Here is a 19,263-nt window from a genome sequence, read left to right on the forward strand (position 1 = left end):
GTTATCCAAAGCATAAAAAATATGAATTTGAGTTATTTAATGTAACCCCATAGGATCGGCCTCACAAGCCAAAGGGTTATTGATAAGCCCAGGGCATAGAAACAAGCTGATGAGGAACCGTCTGATGGCCGGCAAAACGCTCTACGACAAGCTCTGGGATTCGCATTTGGTCAAACAGCGCGACGATGGCTCGGCGCTGATTTATATCGATCGTCACATCATTCACGAAGTGACCTCGCCGCAAGCCTTCGAAGGCCTGCGTCTGGCCGGGCGCAAGCCTTGGCGCATCGATGCCAACATCGCGACCCCGGACCACAACGTACCGACCACACCGGAGCGCAAGGGCGGCATCGCCGCGATTGCCGACCAGGTCTCGCGTTTGCAGGTTCAGACCCTCGATGACAACTGTGATGAGTACGGGATTGTCGAGTTCAAGATGAACGACATCCGTCAGGGCATCGTCCATGTGATCAGCCCGGAACAGGGCGCAACCTTGCCGGGCATGACCGTGGTCTGCGGCGACTCGCACACCTCGACCCACGGCGCGTTCGGCGCGTTGGCGCACGGTATCGGCACCTCCGAGGTCGAGCACGTGCTCGCCACCCAGTGCCTGGTCGCGAAGAAAATGAAGAACATGCTGGTGCGCGTCGAAGGGCAATTGCCGTTCGGCGTGACGGCCAAGGACATCGTCCTCGCGGTGATCGGCAAGATCGGCACCGCCGGCGGTAACGGCCATGCCATCGAATTCGCCGGCAGCGCGATCCGCGATCTGTCCGTCGAAGGCCGCATGACTATCTGCAACATGTCCATTGAGGCCGGCGCCCGCGTGGGGCTGGTGGCAGCGGATGAAAAGACTGTCGAGTACGTCAAGGGCCGTCCGTTCGCGCCGAAAGGCGCGCAGTGGGATCAGGCGGTTGAAGCCTGGAAAGACCTGGTCTCCGACGCTGATGCCAGGTTCGACACCGTAGTCGAACTCGACGCCGCGCAGATCAAGCCGCAAGTCAGCTGGGGCACCTCCCCGGAAATGGTCCTGGCCGTCGATCAGAACGTGCCGGATCCGGCCAAAGAGATGGATCTGGTCAAGCGTGACTCGATCGTCCGCGCCCTGAAATACATGGGTTTGACCGCCAATCAGGCGATCACCGACATTCAACTGGATCGCGTGTTCATCGGCTCCTGCACCAACTCGCGCATCGAAGACTTGCGCGCTGCGGCCGTGATCGCCAAGGGCCGCAAGGTCGCTTCGACGATCAAGCAGGCAATCGTGGTGCCGGGTTCGGGTCTGGTGAAGGCGCAGGCGGAAGCCGAAGGTCTCGACAAGATCTTCCTCGAAGCCGGTTTCGAATGGCGTGAGCCGGGGTGCTCGATGTGCCTGGCGATGAACCCGGACCGCTTGGAGTCCGGCGAGCATTGCGCCTCGACCTCCAACCGTAACTTCGAAGGCCGTCAGGGCGCCGGTGGCCGTACCCACTTGGTGAGCCCGGCCATGGCCGCTGCGGCGGCGGTGAACGGTCGTTTCATCGACGTTCGTGAATTGATTTAAAGGAGCGCAGCATGAAAGCTTTTACCCAGCACACTGGTCTTGTCGCGCCTCTGGATCGTGCCAACGTCGACACCGATCAGATCATTCCCAAGCAGTTTCTGAAATCGATCAAGCGCACCGGTTTCGGCCCGAACCTGTTCGACGAGTGGCGTTACCTGGATGTCGGCCAGCCGTATCAGGACAACTCCAAGCGCCCATTGAACAAGGAGTTCGTGCTCAACGCCGAGCGTTATCAAGGCGCCAGTGTGTTGCTGGCCCGCGAGAACTTCGGTTGCGGCTCCAGCCGTGAACACGCGCCATGGGCGCTGGAGGAATACGGTTTCCGCAGCATCATCGCGCCGAGCTACGCCGATATCTTCTTCAACAACAGTTTCAAGAACGGCTTGCTGCCGATCATCCTGAGCGACGCTGAAGTCGATGAATTGTTCAAGCAGGTCGAGGCCGAGCCGGGCTATCAATTGCAGATCGATCTGCACGAGCAGACCGTGACCAGCCCGAACGGCAAGGTGTACCGCTTCGAGATCGACGCGTTCCGCAAGCATTGCCTGCTCAATGGTCTGGACGATATCGGCCTGACCTTGCAGGACGGCGATGCGATTGCCGCGTTCGAGGCCAGGCATCGTGTGAGCCAGCCGTGGTTGTTCCGCGACGCATAAGCAATATCTGAAATTGATGTAGTCAGGGCTGGCCTCTTCGCGAGCAGGCTCGCTCCCACAGGGGAATGCATTTCAAATGTGGGAGCGAGCCTGCTCGCGAAGGCGATAGCTTAAACAATACAAAAGCCAGGAAATGACCATGACCGGCACCGCCCAGCACAGTCAGGTTGTACAAAAGCAATTCGGTGAACAGGCCGCCGCCTACCTGAGCAGCGCCGTTCACGCTCAAGGCACCGAATTCGCGCTGCTGCAGGCTGAGCTGGCAGGGCAGGGCGAGGCCCGGGTGCTGGACCTGGGGTGCGGCGCCGGTCATGTGAGTTTTCATGTGGCGCCACTGGTAAAGGAAGTGGTGGCTTACGACCTGTCGCAGCAAATGCTCGATGTGGTCGCTGCCGCAGCCGTTGATCGCGGTTTTGCCAACATCGCCACGGTCAACGGCGCCGCCGAGCGCCTGCCGTTTGCCGATGGCGAATTCGATTACGTGTTCAGCCGTTATTCGGCGCACCATTGGAGCGACCTCGGGGTGGCCCTGCGTGAAGTGCGTCGGGTGCTGAAACCGGGCGGTGTGGCAGCGTTCATCGACGTGTTGTCACCGGGCAGTCCGTTGTTCGACACTTACCTGCAAAGCGTCGAAGTGCTGCGCGACACCAGTCACGTGCGCGATTATTCCGCCGGTGAGTGGTTGCGTCAGGTCAGCGAGGCCGGGCTGCACACTCGCAGCACCACGCGTCAGCGCCTGCGGCTGGAGTACAGCAGTTGGGTCGAGCGTATGCGCACGCCCGAAGTGATGCGCGCGGCGATCCGCCAGTTGCAGCAGTCGATGGGCAACGAGGTGCGCGAATATTTTGAGATTGATGCTGACGGCTCGTTCAGTACAGATGTAATCGTATTGATGGCCGAACGCTAAGCATTTTTCCGGGCGCGCCTGTTAGAGGCGCACCGATTGAAGACACGAGGAAAGCATGAGCAAGCAGATTCTGATTCTCCCAGGTGACGGTATTGGTCCGGAAATCATGGCCGAAGCGGTCAAGGTGCTGGAGCTGGCCAACGACAAGTACAACCTGGGCTTCGAGCTGAGCCATGACGTGATCGGTGGCGCCGCCATCGACAAGCACGGCGTGCCGCTGGCCGACGAAACCCTTGATCGTGCCCGTGCTGCCGACGCCGTCCTGCTGGGCGCAGTGGGCGGCCCGAAATGGGACACCATCGAACGTGACATCCGCCCTGAGCGTGGTCTGCTGAAAATCCGTGCGCAACTGGGCCTGTTCGGCAACCTGCGTCCGGCAATCCTCTACCCGCAACTGGCCGACGCGTCGAGCCTGAAGCCGGAAATCGTTGCCGGTCTGGACATCCTGATCGTGCGTGAGCTGACCGGCGGCATCTACTTCGGCGCGCCACGCGGCACCCGTACCCTGGAAAACGGCGAGCGTCAGTCCTACGACACCCTGCCGTACAGCGAAAGCGAAATCCGCCGCATCGCCCGCGTCGGTTTCGACATGGCCATGGTTCGCGGCAAGAAGCTGTGCTCGGTGGACAAGGCCAACGTGCTGGCGTCCAGCCAACTGTGGCGTGAAGTGGTCGAGCAGGTCGCCAAGGATTACCCTGAAGTCGAGCTGAGCCACATGTACGTCGACAACGCCGCCATGCAGCTGGTGCGTGCACCGAAGCAGTTCGACGTGATCGTCACCGACAACATGTTCGGCGACATCCTGTCGGACGAAGCCTCGATGCTCACCGGTTCGATCGGCATGCTGCCGTCGGCCTCGCTGGATTCGAACAACAAGGGCATGTACGAGCCTTGCCACGGTTCGGCGCCGGACATCGCCGGTAAAGGCATTGCCAACCCGTTGGCGACCATTCTGTCGGTGTCGATGATGCTGCGTTACAGCTTCAATCTGCACGATGCGGCCGATGCCATCGAGAAAGCCGTCAGCGTGGTGCTGGATCAAGGCTTGCGTACCGGTGACATCTATTCGGCCGGTTGCACTAAAGTCGGAACGCAGGAAATGGGTGACGCAGTAGTCGCCGCGCTGCGGAATCTGTAATCTCTCGGGCCCGCTGCGAAATTCAATGCAAAGCAGCGGCCCACTTTTCAAGAAGGTGTAGTTGCGATGAAACGTGTAGGTCTGATCGGTTGGCGCGGCATGGTCGGTTCCGTGCTCATGCAGCGGATGCTGGAAGAGCAGGATTTCGATCTTATCGAGCCGGTGTTTTTCACCACTTCCAATGTCGGTGGCCAAGGCCCGTCCGTGGGCAAGGATATTGCTCCGCTCAAGGACGCTTACAGCATTGAAGAGCTGAAAACCCTCGACGTGATCCTGACCTGCCAGGGCGGCGACTACACCAGCGAAGTGTTCCCGAAGCTGCGCGAGGCTGGCTGGCAGGGTTACTGGATCGACGCGGCTTCCAGCCTGCGCATGAACGATGACGCCGTCATCATTCTCGATCCGGTCAACCGCAAGGTCATCGACCAGCAACTGGACGCGGGCACCAAGAACTACATCGGCGGCAACTGCACCGTGAGCCTGATGCTGATGGGGCTGGGTGGTCTGTTCGAGGCCGGTCTGGTCGAGTGGATGAGCGCCATGACTTATCAGGCGGCCTCCGGTGCCGGCGCGCAGAACATGCGTGAACTGATCAAGCAGATGGGCGCGACTCACGCCGCTGTCGCCGATCAACTGGCGGATCCGGCCAGCGCGATCCTCGACATCGACCGTCGCGTGGCCGAAGCCATGCGCAGCGACGCGTACCCGACCGAAAACTTCGGCGTACCGCTGGCCGGCAGCCTGATCCCGTGGATCGACAAGGAACTGCCGAACGGCCAGAGCCGTGAAGAGTGGAAGGCCCAGGCCGAGACCAACAAGATCCTCGGCCGCTTCAAGAGCCCGATCCCGGTCGACGGCATCTGCGTGCGCATCGGCGCCATGCGTTGCCACAGCCAGGCGCTGACCATCAAGCTGAACAAAGACGTGCCGATCGCTGATATCGAAGGGCTGATCAGCCAGCACAACCCTTGGGTCAAACTGGTGCCGAACAACCGCGACATCAGCATGCAGGAGCTGAGCCCGACCAAGGTCACCGGCACCCTGAACGTACCGGTGGGTCGTCTGCGCAAGCTGAACATGGGCTCCCAATTTGTCGGTGCCTTCACCGTCGGCGACCAACTGCTGTGGGGCGCGGCCGAACCGCTGCGCCGCATGCTGCGGATCCTGCTTGAGCGTTGATTGCCTGAAGTCGTGAAAGAACCCGTGCCTTGTGAGAGGTGCGGGTTTTTTTATGGCCTTTTCAAGGATCGCAGCCTTCGGCAGCTCCTACAGAATCGGGTTCACACGCAACTCATGTAGGAGCTGCCGAAGGCTGCGATCTTTTGCTCTAAATTGCCGAACCGCCAGTCACCCGGTAAAGTGCCGCTCCCCCCGTTTCGCCAGAGGTAGAACCATGACCCAGACCCTAGATATTGCCGTCGTCGGCGCCACCGGTACTGTCGGCGAAACCCTCGTACAGATTCTCGAAGAGCGCGACTTCCCGGTCGGCAACCTGCACCTGCTGGCCAGCAGCGAATCCGCTGGCAGCTCGGTGCTGTTTCGCAACAAGAACGTGCGCGTGCGTGAAGTCGACGAGTTCGATTTCAGCAAGGTCAAACTGGTGTTTTTCGCCGCTGGCGCAGCCGTTTCCCTGAGCTACGCGGCGCGTGCCCACGCGGCCGGTTGCTCGCTGATCGATCTGTCCGGCGCTTTGCCGGCCGAGCAGGCGCCGCAAGTGGTGCCGGAAGCCAACGCTGAGGTGATCGCCGGTCTGAAAGCGCCGTTCCAGGTCAGCAGTCCAAGCCCGTCGGCGACGACGCTGGCCGTGGTGCTGGCACCGCTGCTCGATTTGCTCGAACTGCAATACGTCAACGTCACCGCCAACCTGGCCGTGTCCGCCCAAGGTCGCGAAGCCGTGACCGAGCTGGCCCGGCAGACTGCCGAGCTGCTGAACATGCGTCCGCTGGAGCCGACCTTCTTCGATCGGCAGATGGCCTTCAACCTGCTGGCCCAGGTCGGCACGCCCGACGCTCATGGCCACACGCTGCTGGAAAAACGTCTGGTGCGCGAGTTGCGGCAGGTGCTGAAACAGCCTTTATTAAAGATTTCCGCCACTTGCGTTCAAGCCCCGGTGTTTTTTGGCGATAGCTATAGCGTGACCTTGCAGTCAGCGAGTGCGATTGACCTGGCAAAGGTCAACGCTGCGCTTGAGGATGCGCCCGGTATCGAGCTGGTTGAGGCCGGCGATTATCCGACTGCGGTGGGTGACGCGGTGGGGCAGGATGTGGTCTATGTCGGTCGCGTGCGCAGCGGTGTCGACGACCCGGCGGAACTTAATCTGTGGCTGACGTCAGATAACGTACGCAAAGGCGCGGCCCTGAATGCTGTGCAGGTCGCTGAATTGTTGATAAAAGACCTGCTGTAAAAGATACTTGGCAACAATTTGTCGACTGATTCTAGGTGAGCGCTATGCTTGCCCGGAGCACTTGATAACGTGTCACTCTCCGGGACTTTCCGGGGCATCAAAGAAATGATCGCGCGCGGCAGTCTGTCGTCGTCGCGCGCAATGCCTTACGGCAGCGGCAATCAACATCTTCTCGCTGGCCGAGGAACGTTCAAACAAAGGATGAGGCTATGGTTCAAGTTCGCAAACTGGTGTTAGCAATAGCGGCCGCCTCGGCGCTGTCCTCCGGTATGGCGCATGCCCTCGGGCTCGGGGAGCTGACCCTGAAGTCGACCCTGAACCAGCCGTTGGTGGCCGAGATCGAGCTGCTCGACGTCAAGGATCTCACCGCTGCCGAAGTGGTGCCGAGCCTGGCTTCACCCGAAGATTTCGCCAAGGCCGGCGTCGATCGCCAGGCCTTCCTCAACGACCTGACGTTTACCCCGGTGCTCAACGCCAGCGGCAAAAGCGTGCTGCGCGTGACCTCGAGCAAGCCGCTGTCGGAACCGATGGTGAAATTCCTCGTGCAGGTGATGTGGCCCAACGGTCGTCTGCTGCGCGATTACAGCGTGCTGCTGGATCCGTCGAAGTTCTCGCCGCAGACCGCTGATGCCGCCGCGCAACCGTCGCCGTCGCAGACCATCACCGCACCGACCACCGGCGCCACGCACCCGTCGCAATACACCACCACGCCGCGCGACACTCTGTGGGAAATCGCCGCGAAGGCGCGCACCGGCGGTTCCGTGCAGCAGACCATGCTGGCGATTCAGGCACTGAACCCGGATGCGTTCATCGACGGCAACATCAACCGGCTGAAAACCGGTCAGGTACTGCGTCTGCCGGACTCGGTGGAAAGCACCGCGCTGCCGCAATCGAAAGCGATTGCCGAAGTCGCCGCGCAGAACGAAGCCTGGCGTCAGGGCCGTCGTTATGTGGCCAAGCCTGGCACCGGTCAGCAGCAACTCGACGCGACCAAGCGTGGGCGCAGCAATGTCGGCGCCGGCCAGAATGCCAAGGACAATCTGAGCCTGGTTTCTGCCGAAAACGCCAAGGGCCGCGGCAAAGGCCCGGCCGGCGATGCCAAGGCCTTGAGCAACAAACTGGCGGTGACTCAGGAAAGCCTCGACACGACCCGTCGTGACAACGAGGAACTGAAAAGCCGCATGGCCGATCTGCAGAGTCAGCTGGACAAGCTGCAACGCCTGATCGAACTGAAGAACAATCAACTGGCGAAGATGCAGGCTGACGGTACCGGCGCTGCGCCGGCGGCCAACGCTGCGGTACCTGCGATCACTGCCGAACTGGCCGCAACTCCGCCAGCCACCCCGGCAGAAGCAGCGCCAACACCAGAATCGGCGATTGCGCCACCGGTCGAGACACCTGCTGAAACGCCAGTGGTTGCGCCAAAACCGGTAGTCGATGAAGACAAAACCTTCAATGAACTGCTGACCAATCCGATCCTGTTGGGTCTGATCGGTGGCGGTGCGGTGGTGTTGCTGCTTCTGTTGTTGCTGCTGGCGCGTCGCCGCAAAGCCCAGCAGGAAGCCGAGAAACACCTGCGCATGGCCCGCGCCCTGGCTGAAGAGCAAGAGTTCTCCGCCGAGCAGGATCTGCCGGAAAGCAGCTTCGAAGGCCTGGAGACACCTGCCGCCAGCGTCAAGCTCAACACCCCGGCACCTGCGCCAGCGCCTGCTGCGGTAGTGGCTCCGGTGGTGATGGCTGAGCCGATTGCCGCGCCATTGGTTGCGCCGTCCGCCGAGCGTTCCGATGACGTGCTGGACAAGGCGCAGTCGCATATCAATGCCGGTCGCCTGAATCAGGCCGCCGCGCTGCTGGAGGAGGGCGTCAGCCTTGAGCCACAACGCAGCGATCTGCGTCTGAAGCTGATGGAAGTCTACGGCCAGCAGGGCGACCGCGATGCATTCGTTGGTCAGGAGCGTCAGCTGGTGGCCAATGGCGATAACTTTGCCAAGGTCGAAGAGCTGAAAAAACGCTTCCCGGCCATGGCGGTAGTCGCTGTCGCGGGTCTGGCCGCCGCGGCCGCCGCCGCCGAGCTCGATGCGCAATACGTCAAGGAGCTGCTGCTCGACGAGCCAGAGGCGCATGCGCCTGAACCTGAGCCTGCGGCAGACGACCTCGACAGCGCGTTCGACCTGAGCCTGGACGATCTCGACAACATCACTCCGGTCGAGCCTGCGCCTGTCGTTGAACCTGAAGCGCCGGTGGAGCTGGACGCATTCCCGGCCGACGACGATCTGAGTTTTGAGTCGGTGCTGCAACAGCAGACCGAGATCAAAGAGAACCTCGACGACCTGTCGGACTTCGACCTCGATCTGGATCTGGGTGCCGAGCCTGCGCCAGCCCCGGCGGCCGACCTGGCGGACGATGACTTCCTGCTGGATCTGGACGAAGGCGTGAAAGACCTGTCGCCGGCCGAGCCTGCCGTGGTCAACGAAGTGCCGCAGGACGATCTGGAGCTGCCGGCCGATTTCGATCTGTCGCTGGCTGACGAGATGGACACCAACCCGGCCGAACCGGATGCCTTCGCGGCAGAGCTGGATGACGTCAACGCCGAGCTGGATCGCCTGTCGCAGAGCATCGCCGAGCCGACCTTCACCGAAGCCGATGCGGCATTGGGCGATGATCTGGGTGAAGACGATTTCGACTTCCTCGCCGGCACCGACGAAGCTGCCACCAAACTCGATCTGGCCCAGGCCTACATCGACATGGGCGACAGCGACGGCGCACGCGACATCCTCAACGAAGTGTTGACCGAGGGTGACGAGAAGCAGCGTGGCGAAGCCAAGGAAATGCTTTCGCACCTGGCTTGATTCGGCTTCAGCAGTAAACGGAACGGCAGCCCATTGGGGCTGCCGTTTTTGTTTGGGCTGGATTTGTGGTGGCAGTGCTATCGCCATCGCGAGCAAGCTCACTCCTACAGTTGGAATGCATTCTCCTGTAGGAGTGAGCCTGCTCGCGATTGGGCCGGAACTACCCATAGAGAATTCTGGCATCCCCGGTCCGCAGCCTTATAATGCCCGCCTTTGTATATCAGCAGGCTGTCCCACCTTGGCAAACATAGATAACCCGGTCGCCGAAATGGCACCCGACGGCTTTTACCGCGTCGCGCTTGGCGTTGAATACAAAGGTTCGCGCTACAGCGGCTGGCAGCGCCAGTTGACCGGCGTGGCCACGGTGCAGGAAGAGCTCGAAAAAGCTTTGTCGAAAGTCGCCAATTCGCCGGTTTCGCTGCAGTGCGCCGGGCGTACCGACGCGGGCGTGCACGCTTGCGGGCAGGTGGTGCATTTCGACACGCAGGTCGATCGTTCGCTGAAAGCCTGGGTGATGGGCGCCAATATCAATCTGCCCCACGACATCAGTGTCAGCTGGGCGCGGGTGATGCCGGCGCATTTTCATGCGCGGTTCAAAGCCATCGCCCGGCGTTATCGCTATGTCATCTACAACGATCAGATTCGTCCGGCGCATCTCAACGAAGAAATCACCTGGAACCACCGCCCGCTCGATGTCGAACGCATGGCCGAGGCTGCGCAGTATCTGATCGGCACGCATGATTTCAGTGCTTTCCGTGCCGGTCAGTGCCAGGCCAAGTCGCCGATCAAGAAAATGCACCACTTGCGCGTGACCCGCCACGGCAAGATGATCGTTCTCGATATCCGCGCCAACGCCTTTTTGCATCACATGGTGCGCAATATCGCCGGCGTGCTGATGACCATCGGTGCCGGCGAGCGCCCGGTGGAGTGGATGAAGGAAGTTCTGGAAAGCCGCGAGCGTCGTTCCGGTGGCGTAACCGCGCATCCGTACGGGTTGTATCTGGTGCAGGTCGAGTATCACGATGAATTTCCGTTGCCCGAGCGTTTTATCGGGCCACATTTCCTTACGGGTTTCTCGGAACTTGACGGCTGACGCCCTCGAACGCTTTTGTTACCATCCGGGACTTTCCCGAATTTGACTCGGAGTTTTTCTCGATATGTCAGCCGTTCGCAGCAAGATCTGCGGGATTACCCGCATGGAAGATGCGTTGGCCGCCGTCGAGGCCGGGGCGGATGCGATCGGTTTCGTGTTTTACGCCAAGAGCCCGCGTGCGGTGAGCGTGCAGCAGGCAAGGGCGATCATCCAGGCTTTGCCGCCGTTCGTGACGACGGTGGGCCTGTTCGTCAACGCGAGTCGCTGCGAGTTGGGGGAAATCCTTGATGCCGTGCCGCTGGATCTGTTGCAGTTCCACGGCGACGAAACCGCTGAAGAGTGCGAAGGCTGGCATCGTCCGTACATCAAGGCGCTGCGGGTCAAGGCTGGCGACGACATCGCGGCTGCCGTCGATGCCTATCCGAGCGCCAGCGGCGTGCTGCTCGACACTTACGTCGAAGGCGTGCCTGGCGGAACCGGTGAGGCGTTCGACTGGTCTTTGATTCCGCAAGCTTTGAGCAAACCACTGATCCTGGCCGGTGGCCTCACCCCGGAAAACGTCGCCGACGCCGTGGCGCGGGTCAAACCGTACGCGGTCGATGTCAGCGGCGGGGTGGAGGCGAGCAAGGGCATCAAGGATCATGCAAAAATTCAAGCGTTCCTGAGAGCCTGTAGGCGCTGACGAGTACAACGAGGCTGCGATCTTTTGAGCTTGCTTTTAAAGTGTCAACGCCAAAAGATCGCAGCCTCGATGCGCACTCGCCAATTCCTGCAGGAGTATCGGATCCGACATTGATGTGACGGCTGGCGAACTGCCGCCGTCCATCAATGCACTTGCACAAAGCAGGCGAGGCTGAGGGTTTCTGGAGTTGCACGCAGGTCATGTTTCGCGCTGACCGCGGCGCTCCATCAACCATCGCCACACACATGAATTTAGCTGAAGGGCATACGCGGGGCTGCGAACCAGAGCGTTCGGGCCGCCGGTACTGGAGAAAGAAAGCATGAGCAACTGGTTGGTAGACAAACTGATCCCTTCGATCATGCGTTCGGAGGTCAAGAAGAGCTCGGTGCCTGAAGGTCTGTGGCACAAATGCCCGTCCTGCGAGGCTGTGCTGTATCGCCCTGAGCTGGAAAAGACCCTGGACGTTTGCCCCAAGTGCAACCACCACATGCGCATCGGCGCACGGGCGCGTATCGACATCTTCCTGGATGCCGAAGGTCGCAACGAGCTGGGTGCAGACCTGGAGCCGGTTGACCGTCTGAAATTCCGCGACGGCAAGAAGTACAAGGACCGTCTGGTCGCTGCGCAGAAGCAGACCGGCGAAAAAGACGCGCTGATCTCCGTCAGCGGCACCCTGCTGGGTATGCCGGTGGTGGTGTCGGCGTTCGAATTCAGCTTCATGGGCGGTTCCATGGGTGCCATCGTCGGTGAGCGCTTCGTGCGCGCCGCCAACTACGCCCTGGAAAACCGTTGCCCGATGATCTGCTTCGCCGCCTCCGGTGGTGCGCGCATGCAGGAAGCGCTGATCTCGCTGATGCAGATGGCCAAGACGTCAGCCGTACTGGCGCGTCTGCGTGAAGAAGGCATTCCATTCATCTCGGTGCTGACTGATCCGGTCTACGGCGGCGTTTCCGCCAGTCTGGCAATGCTGGGTGACGTGATCGTTGGTGAGCCAAAGGCGCTGATCGGCTTCGCCGGTCCGCGCGTGATCGAGCAGACCGTGCGTGAAAAACTGCCGGAAGGCTTCCAGCGCAGCGAGTTCCTGCTGGAGCATGGTGCGATCGATCTGATCATCGATCGTCGTGAACTGCGTCCACGCCTGGGCAATCTGCTGGCGCAACTGACCGGCCAGCCGACTCCGACCTACGTCGCCGCTCCTGTTGAGCCAATCGTCGTTCCACCGGTGCCTGCCAACGTATGACCGAGCGTACCCTTGGCGAGTGGCTCGCCTACCTTGAGCAGTTGCATCCATCGGCCATCGACATGGGGCTGGAGCGTTCGCAACAGGTAGCGTCCCGCATGGGACTGGGCCAGCCGGCGCCTCGGGTGATTACGGTCACCGGCACCAACGGCAAGGGTTCGACCTGCGCATTCGTGGCTTCATTGCTGCGCGCGCAGGGCCTGAACGTGGGTGTCTACAATTCTCCGCACCTGCTGCGTTACAACGAGCGGGTGCAGCTCAATGGCGTCGAAGCCACTGACGCGCAGTTGTGCGAAGCCTTCGCTGCGGTGGAGGCCGGGCGTGGCGACACTTCCCTGACTTACTTCGAAATGGGCACCCTGGCGGCGTTCTGGCTGTTTCAACAGGCAAAACTTGACGCTGTGGTGCTGGAAGTCGGTCTGGGCGGGCGTCTGGACACGGTCAACGTGGTGGATGCCGATATTGCGCTGGTCACCAGCATCGGTGTCGATCACGCTGATTATCTGGGGAATACCCGTGAATCCGTGGCTTTCGAGAAGGCCGGGATTTTCCGTCAGGGCAAACCTGCGCTGTGCGGCGACCTGAATCCTCCCCAACCGTTGCTCGACAAGGTTCGTGAACTCGCGTGCCCGTTCTCTCTGCGCGGACGCGACTTCGATCTGGGGATCACCGATCACGACTGGCAATGGCGCGGCACTGACGCACAGGGGCGGGCGGTCGAACTGCATGATTTGCCGCTGCTCGACCTGCCGATGGAAAACGCCGCGCTGGCCTTGCAGGCGTATCTGTTGCTCGGTTTACCGTGGAATGCGTCGCAAATTGTTGCGGCCTTGCAGGCCACTCGCGTGGTCGGCCGGCTGGATCGCCGCTCGTTCGAATTCGATGGCAAGCGCCTGAACCTGCTGCTGGACGTGGGGCATAACCCGCACGCGGCTGAGTATCTGGCGCGGCGGCTGGCCAGCCGCCCGCCGGTGGGCAGGCGCCTGGCGGTGTTCGGCTTGCTTGCCGACAAGGATCTGGATGGTGTTGTCGGCGAATTGAATGCTAGTGTCCAGCATTGGGCGGTCGCCCCGCTGGATTCGCCGCGTTCGCGTTCGGTCAGTGAATTGCACGCCGGGTTGCAGAACCTTGGCGCGTCCGTCACGTCCTATGACAGTGTCGCGGCGGCGCTGGAAGGGCAGTGTGCAGTGGCCACCAGCGACGACGAGATTCTGTTGTTCGGATCATTTTATTGTGTTGCCGAGGCCCTTGAATGGCTGGCCCGGCGCTCCACGGAGGAAGCGGCAAATGGCTTTGCTGGATAAAGCGTACAAGCAGCGCATGGTTGGCGCCCTGGTGCTGGTGGCACTGGCGGTGATTTTCCTGCCGATGCTGTTTTCCCGCCAGGACGAGCAACGTCAAGTGACGGTCGAGGCGCCAGCCGCGCCGCAAGCCCCTTCTATGCCGCAGGTGCAAATGGAATCGGTGGCCGTGCCTGAGCCGCAGGCTTTGCCGCAAGAACCGGTGCCAGCGGATGAAGAAGTCGCAGAAGACACTGCGCCTGCTGCACCAGTCGCGGCGGCCCCGGCGCCGACGGCGCCCATAGCAATCGCCAAGCCGACTGCGCCGCCTGCAGTGGCCAAGCCGATTCCGGCGCCTGCTCAGCCTATTGCTGCTGCGTCGAAGCCTGACACGACGCAAAGTCGCGTCGATGCCAACGGCCTGTCGGTCAGCTGGTCGGTGCAACTGGCCAGTCTGTCGAGTCGCGCCAGCGCCGAAAGCCTGCAGAAAACCCTGCGCAGTCAGGGTTACAACGCTTATATCCGCTCCGCCGACGGCAAGAATCGGGTGTTCGTGGGGCCGCTGATCGAGCGTGCCGAGGCCGATCGTCTGCGCGATCTGTTGAGTCGTCAGCAGAACCTCAAGGGTTTTGTCGTGCGCTTCCAGCCCGAGCGCGGCTAGGATCTATCGATTCGATTGAAATGCACTGAAAATCGCAGCTTACCGACAGCGGTGCGCTCTGCTAAAATGCGCCGCCTTATCCGTCTGTAGGCTGCACTGTGCCATTTACCCTGGTTGACTGGGCGATCGTTGCAATCATCGCCATCTCCGCTTTGATCAGTTTGAGCCGCGGCTTCGTCAAGGAAGCATTATCGCTGGTGACCTGGATCATCGCAGGAGCGGTTGCCTGGATGTTCGGTGGCTCACTGTCCGAGTACCTCGCCGGATACATCGAAACCCCATCGGCTCGCGTGATCGCGGGCTGTGCCATCATGTTCGTCGCCACACTGATCGTGGGCGCAATGATCAATTATCTTATCGGCGAGTTGGTGCGCGTGACCGGGTTGTCCGGCACCGACCGATTCCTGGGCATGGCCTTCGGCGCGGCGCGTGGCGTGTTGCTGGTGGTCGTGGCAGTCGGGCTGTTGAGCCTGGGGCCGGTACAGCAGGACGGGTGGTGGAAAGAATCACAGCTCGTGCCAAAGTTTCTATTGGTCGCCGACTGGTCCAAAAACCTGATTCTCGGGTGGAGCAGTCAGTGGCTTGCCAGCGGAATCAGCGTACCCGCTGATATTCCGTTCAAGGAGCAACTCTTGCCGTCGGCCAAAACGCCTCAGTGAGTGTTGTTCAGTTCAGATCCATTAAGTAGGGGTTGCGTCGCATGTGTGGCATCGTCGGTATCGTCGGTAAGTCGAACGTCAATCAGGCGCTGTATGACGCGCTAACCGTGCTCCAGCACCGCGGCCAGGACGCTGCCGGTATCGTGACCAGCCATGATGGCCGGTTGTTCTTGCGCAAGGACAATGGTCTGGTGCGTGACGTGTTTCAGCAGCGTCACATGCAGCGCCTGGTCGGCCACATGGGGATCGGCCACGTCCGTTACCCGACTGCCGGCAGCTCGACCTCGGCCGAAGCGCAGCCGTTTTACGTCAACTCGCCGTACGGCATCACCCTGGCGCACAACGGCAACCTGACCAACGTTGAACAGTTGGCCAAGGAAATCTACGAATCCGACCTGCGTCACGTCAACACCAGTTCCGACTCGGAAGTGCTGCTCAACGTGTTCGCTCACGAGCTGGCCCAGCGCGGCAAGCTGCAGCCGACCGAAGAAGACGTGTTTGCCGCCGTGACCGACGTGCACAACCGTTGCGTCGGCGGTTACGCGGTGGTGGCGATGATCACCGGTTACGGCATCGTCGGTTTCCGTGATCCGCACGGCATCCGTCCGATCGTGTTCGGCCAGCGTCACACCGACGAAGGCGTCGAGTACATGATCGCTTCCGAAAGCGTTTCTCTGGACGTGCTCGGTTTCACCCTGATCCGCGATCTGGCCCCGGGCGAAGCGGTCTACATCACTGAAGACGGCAAGCTGCACACCCGTCAGTGCGCGACCAACCCGTCCCTGACCCCGTGCATCTTCGAACACGTCTACCTGGCGCGTCCGGATTCGATCATCGACGGCGTGTCGGTGTACAAGGCGCGTCTGCGCATGGGCGAGAAGCTTGCCGAGAAGATCCTGCGCGAGCGTCCAGAGCACGACATCGACGTGGTCATTCCGATTCCGGACACCAGCCGCACCGCCGCGCTGGAACTGGCGAACCACCTGGGCGTGAAATTCCGCGAAGGCTTCGTCAAGAACCGTTATATCGGTCGGACTTTCATCATGCCGGGCCAGGCGGCGCGCAAGAAGTCGGTTCGCCAGAAGCTCAACGCGATCGAGCTGGAGTTTCGCGGCAAGAACGTGATGCTGGTCGACGACTCGATCGTACGCGGCACCACCTGCAAGCAGATCATCCAGATGGCCCGCGAAGCCGGCGCGAAAAACGTCTACTTCTGCTCGGCGGCCCCGGCCGTACGCTTCCCGAACGTTTACGGCATCGACATGCCGAGCGCTCACGAACTGATCGCACACAATCGTTCGACTCAGGACGTGGCGGATCTGATTGGCGCAGACTGGTTGATCTATCAGGATCTGCCTGACTTGATCGAAGCGGTCGGTGGCGGCAAGATCAAGATCGAAAACTTCGATTGCGCGGTGTTCGACGGCAAGTACGTCACCGGCGACGTCGACGAGGCTTACCTGGACAAAATCGAGCAGGCACGCAACGATGCCTCCAAGGTCAAGACCCAGGCGGTCAGTGCGATCATCGATCTGTACAACAACTGAGTTTCTACCGGCCCTGAGGGGCCGGTTTTGTATCTGACTTTTAATTTTCAAGAACAGGGCAAGGAGTGACAGCATGAGTCAGGAATGGGATGCCGGTCGGCTGGACAGCGACCTCGAAGGCGTAGCGTTCGATACCCTGGCCGTACGTGCCGGTCAGCACCGTACGCCGGAAGGCGAACACGGTGATCCGATGTTCTTCACTTCCAGCTACGTGTTCCGCACCGCTGCCGACGCGGCTGCGCGGTTTGCCGGGGAAGTGCCGGGCAACGTGTACTCGCGCTACACCAACCCGACCGTGCGCGCGTTCGAAGAGCGCATCGCTGCACTGGAAGGTGCCGAGCAAGCGGTCGCCACCGCCACGGGCATGGCCGCGATCATGGCGGTAGTCATGAGCCTGTGCAGTGCCGGCGATCACGTTCTGGTGTCGCGCAGCGTGTTCGGGTCGACCATCAGCCTGTTCGAGAAGTACTTCAAGCGTTTCGGTGTGCAAGTCGACTACGTGCCGCTGGCCGATCTGTCGGGTTGGGATGCGGCGATCAAGCCGAACACCAAGCTGCTGTTCGTCGAGTCACCGTCCAATCCGCTGGCCGAGTTGGTCGACATCGCTGCACTGGCGGAAATCGCTCACGCCAAAGGCGCGATGCTGGTAGTCGACAACTGCTTCTGCACGCCCGCGTTGCAGCAGCCGCTGAAACTCGGCGCGGACATCGTCGTGCACTCGGCGACCAAGTTCATCGACGGCCAGGGCCGCTGCATGGGCGGTGTGGTGGCCGGTCGCAGCGAGCAGATGAAAGAAGTTGTCGGCTTCCTGCGTACCGCCGGGCCGACCCTGAGCCCGTTCAACGCGTGGATCTTCCTCAAGGGGCTGGAAACGCTGAATCTGCGGATGAAGGCGCACTGTGCCAACGCTCAGCAACTGGCCGAGTGGCTGGAGCAGCAGGACGGCATCGAGAAAGTCCATTACGCCGGTCTCAAGAGCCATCCGCAGCACGAACTGGCCCAGCGTCAGCAGAAGGGCTTCGGTGCGGTGGTGAGTTTCGAGGTCAAGGGCGGTAAAGAAGGCGCGTGGCGCTTTATCGATGCCACCCGCTTGATCTCGATCACCGCCAACCTTGGTGACAGCAAAACCACCATCACTCACCCGAGCACCACCTCCCACGGCCGTCTGGCGCCACAGGAGCGTGAGGCAGCAGGGATTCGTGACAGCCTGATCCGCATCGCGGTCGGTCTGGAAGACGTGACGGACCTGCAGGCCGATCTGTTGCGCGGTCTGGCGGCGTTGTGATCGAGTTGTCTACTCCGAAGGTGGGCACCCATGGCCGCGTGGCGCTGGTCACCGGTGCCGCGCGAGGTATCGGTCTGGGCATCGCGGCCTGGCTGATCAGCGAAGGCTGGCAAGTGGTGCTGACCGATCTTGATCGGGTGCGCGGTTCGAAAGTGGCGAAGGTGCTGGGCGAGAATGCCTGGTTCATCGCCATGGATGTCGCGGATGAAAGTCAGGTCGCACTGGGTGTTGCTGAAGTGCTCGGGCAATTCGGTCGTCTCGATGCGCTGGTGTGCAACGCGGCAGTCGCCGACCCGCACAACATCACCCTGGAAAGTCTTGATCTGGCGTACTGGAATCGGGTGCTGGCGGTGAACCTCAGTGGGCCGATGCTGCTGGCCAAGCACTGTGCGCCGTATCTGCGCGCACACAACGGCTCGATCGTCAATCTGGCCTCGACCCGTGCGGCGCAGTCGGAGCCGGATACTGAGGCGTATGCGGCGAGCAAGGGCGGGCTGTTGGCGCTGACCCATGCGTTGGCGATCAGTCTCGGGCCGGAGATTCGCGTCAACGCGGTCAGTCCGGGCTGGATCGATGCCCGTGATCCGTCCGCGCGCCGCGCCGAACCGCTGGCCGATGCCGATCATGCGCAACATCCGGCGGGCAGGGTAGGGACGGTCGAGGATGTGGCAGCGATGGTCGCGTGGCTGTTGTCGCGCAATGCCGGGTTTGTCACCGGGCAGGAATTCGTCGTGGATGGTGGCATGACCAAGAAGATGATTTACACGGACTAAGAAGCGAAGCCGCAAACCTGTAGGAGTGAGCCTGCTCGCGATAGCGGTTTCAGGGTTGCTGCTTTCTTCAGGGAATGAAGCAATTTCGTCTTTTTCAGAAAAACTTCAATCCTGCTATTGACTTAGGTTCGCTACCTGCGTAAATTTCGCGGCCTCGGAGATGCAAACGGGTGATTAGCTCAGCTGGGAGAGCGTCTGCCTTACAAGCAGAATGTCGGCGGTTCGATCCCGTCATCACCCACCACTCCCCGAGAAACTTGCGAAAGCAAGAGGTAGGCTGAAAGTGCCTCCACCGACGCGCAGCGGTAGTTCAGTCGGTTAGAATACCGGCCTGTCACGCCGGGGGTCGCGGGTTCGAGTCCCGTCCGCTGCGCCATATTTTACGAGTCAGACACTGTCTGGTTCGCGATTGAAAAGCACCGAAGCTTTCAGTCAAAACGAGTTACTTGAGCGCAAGCTCAAAGCGATACGCAGCGGTAGTTCAGTCGGTTAGAATACCGGCCTGTCACGCCGGGGGTCGCGGGTTCGAGTCCCGTCCGCTGCGCC

The 19,263-nt window shown here is 61.1% G+C and carries 16 protein-coding genes and 3 tRNA genes; all 19 read left to right on the forward strand.

Features of this window, described 5'->3' with window-relative positions:
• Nucleotides 1-124 precede the first annotated feature (124 nt).
• The 19 genes from leuC to BW33_RS17480 all read left to right on the forward strand — a co-directional run bounded on the left by leuC (nucleotide 125) and on the right by BW33_RS17480 (nucleotide 19,261).
• Entirely contained in the window at nucleotides 125-1,543 is a 1,419-nt protein-coding gene (leuC, locus tag BW33_RS17390) for a 3-isopropylmalate dehydratase large subunit (protein ID WP_047600200.1), read from the forward strand.
• An 11-nt stretch (nucleotides 1,544-1,554) separates the two neighbouring features.
• Complete coding sequence (gene leuD, locus BW33_RS17395) at nucleotides 1,555-2,199, forward strand: 3-isopropylmalate dehydratase small subunit (RefSeq protein WP_047600201.1); 645 nt, start codon at nucleotides 1,555-1,557, stop codon at nucleotides 2,197-2,199.
• A 139-nt stretch (nucleotides 2,200-2,338) separates the two neighbouring features.
• Nucleotides 2,339-3,106 carry a class I SAM-dependent methyltransferase gene (locus BW33_RS17400; RefSeq protein WP_047600202.1) on the forward strand — a complete coding sequence of 256 codons (768 nt, stop codon included), beginning with the start codon at nucleotides 2,339-2,341 and terminating at the stop codon, nucleotides 3,104-3,106.
• Nucleotides 3,107-3,161: 55 nt separating this feature from the next.
• Nucleotides 3,162-4,244: a 3-isopropylmalate dehydrogenase gene (gene leuB, locus BW33_RS17405; RefSeq protein WP_047600203.1), complete on the forward strand. Its 1,083-nt coding sequence runs from the start codon at nucleotides 3,162-3,164 to the stop codon at nucleotides 4,242-4,244.
• A 66-nt stretch (nucleotides 4,245-4,310) separates the two neighbouring features.
• Entirely contained in the window at nucleotides 4,311-5,423 is a 1,113-nt protein-coding gene (asd, locus tag BW33_RS17410) for an aspartate-semialdehyde dehydrogenase (RefSeq protein WP_003226428.1), read from the forward strand.
• Nucleotides 5,424-5,637: 214 nt separating this feature from the next.
• Nucleotides 5,638-6,648, forward strand: coding sequence for an aspartate-semialdehyde dehydrogenase (locus BW33_RS17415; protein WP_047600204.1), 1,011 nt, complete (start codon nucleotides 5,638-5,640; stop codon nucleotides 6,646-6,648).
• Between the two features lie 209 nt (nucleotides 6,649-6,857).
• Nucleotides 6,858-9,497, forward strand: coding sequence for a FimV/HubP family polar landmark protein (locus tag BW33_RS17420; protein WP_047600205.1), 2,640 nt, complete (start codon nucleotides 6,858-6,860; stop codon nucleotides 9,495-9,497).
• Nucleotides 9,498-9,765: 268 nt separating this feature from the next.
• Complete coding sequence (gene truA, locus BW33_RS17425) at nucleotides 9,766-10,590, forward strand: tRNA pseudouridine(38-40) synthase TruA (protein ID WP_047600206.1); 825 nt, start codon at nucleotides 9,766-9,768, stop codon at nucleotides 10,588-10,590.
• A 64-nt stretch (nucleotides 10,591-10,654) separates the two neighbouring features.
• Entirely contained in the window at nucleotides 10,655-11,272 is a 618-nt protein-coding gene (locus tag BW33_RS17430; RefSeq protein WP_047600207.1) for a phosphoribosylanthranilate isomerase, read from the forward strand.
• A 319-nt stretch (nucleotides 11,273-11,591) separates the two neighbouring features.
• Nucleotides 11,592-12,512 carry an acetyl-CoA carboxylase, carboxyltransferase subunit beta gene (gene accD, locus BW33_RS17435; RefSeq protein WP_027611535.1) on the forward strand — a complete coding sequence of 307 codons (921 nt, stop codon included), beginning with the start codon at nucleotides 11,592-11,594 and terminating at the stop codon, nucleotides 12,510-12,512.
• Nucleotides 12,509-13,816: a bifunctional tetrahydrofolate synthase/dihydrofolate synthase gene (gene folC / locus BW33_RS17440; protein ID WP_047600208.1), complete on the forward strand. Its 1,308-nt coding sequence runs from the start codon at nucleotides 12,509-12,511 to the stop codon at nucleotides 13,814-13,816. Before accD ends, folC begins: the two co-directional genes overlap by 4 nt.
• Nucleotides 13,800-14,453 (forward strand): SPOR domain-containing protein, encoded by a 654-nt coding sequence (locus BW33_RS17445; RefSeq protein WP_047600209.1) that lies wholly within the window; start codon nucleotides 13,800-13,802, stop codon nucleotides 14,451-14,453. Before folC ends, BW33_RS17445 begins: the two co-directional genes overlap by 17 nt.
• Nucleotides 14,454-14,551: 98 nt before the next feature.
• On the forward strand, nucleotides 14,552-15,112 hold the full coding sequence (locus BW33_RS17450) for a CvpA family protein (protein ID WP_007961197.1): 561 nt from the start codon (nucleotides 14,552-14,554) through the stop codon (nucleotides 15,110-15,112).
• Nucleotides 15,113-15,153: 41 nt separating this feature from the next.
• Complete coding sequence (purF, locus tag BW33_RS17455; RefSeq protein WP_003226416.1) at nucleotides 15,154-16,659, forward strand: amidophosphoribosyltransferase; 1,506 nt, start codon at nucleotides 15,154-15,156, stop codon at nucleotides 16,657-16,659.
• A gap of 73 nt (nucleotides 16,660-16,732) precedes the next feature.
• Complete coding sequence (locus tag BW33_RS17460) at nucleotides 16,733-17,944, forward strand: O-succinylhomoserine sulfhydrylase (RefSeq protein ID WP_047600210.1); 1,212 nt, start codon at nucleotides 16,733-16,735, stop codon at nucleotides 17,942-17,944.
• A complete protein-coding gene (locus BW33_RS17465) occupies nucleotides 17,941-18,717 on the forward strand; it encodes an SDR family oxidoreductase (RefSeq protein WP_047600211.1) in 777 nt (258 codons plus the stop codon). The genes BW33_RS17460 and BW33_RS17465 overlap by 4 nt, the downstream gene beginning before the upstream one ends.
• A gap of 168 nt (nucleotides 18,718-18,885) precedes the next feature.
• Nucleotides 18,886-18,961: transfer RNA gene (locus BW33_RS17470), tRNA-Val, on the forward strand.
• Nucleotides 18,962-19,016: 55 nt separating this feature from the next.
• Nucleotides 19,017-19,093 (forward strand) — tRNA-Asp (locus tag BW33_RS17475).
• A gap of 94 nt (nucleotides 19,094-19,187) precedes the next feature.
• Nucleotides 19,188-19,261, forward strand: a tRNA-Asp gene (locus tag BW33_RS17480).
• Nucleotides 19,262-19,263 lie beyond the last annotated feature (2 nt).

This window comes from Pseudomonas sp. RIT288 (genome assembly GCF_000631985.1).
GTDB lineage: Bacteria > Pseudomonadota > Gammaproteobacteria > Pseudomonadales > Pseudomonadaceae > Aquipseudomonas.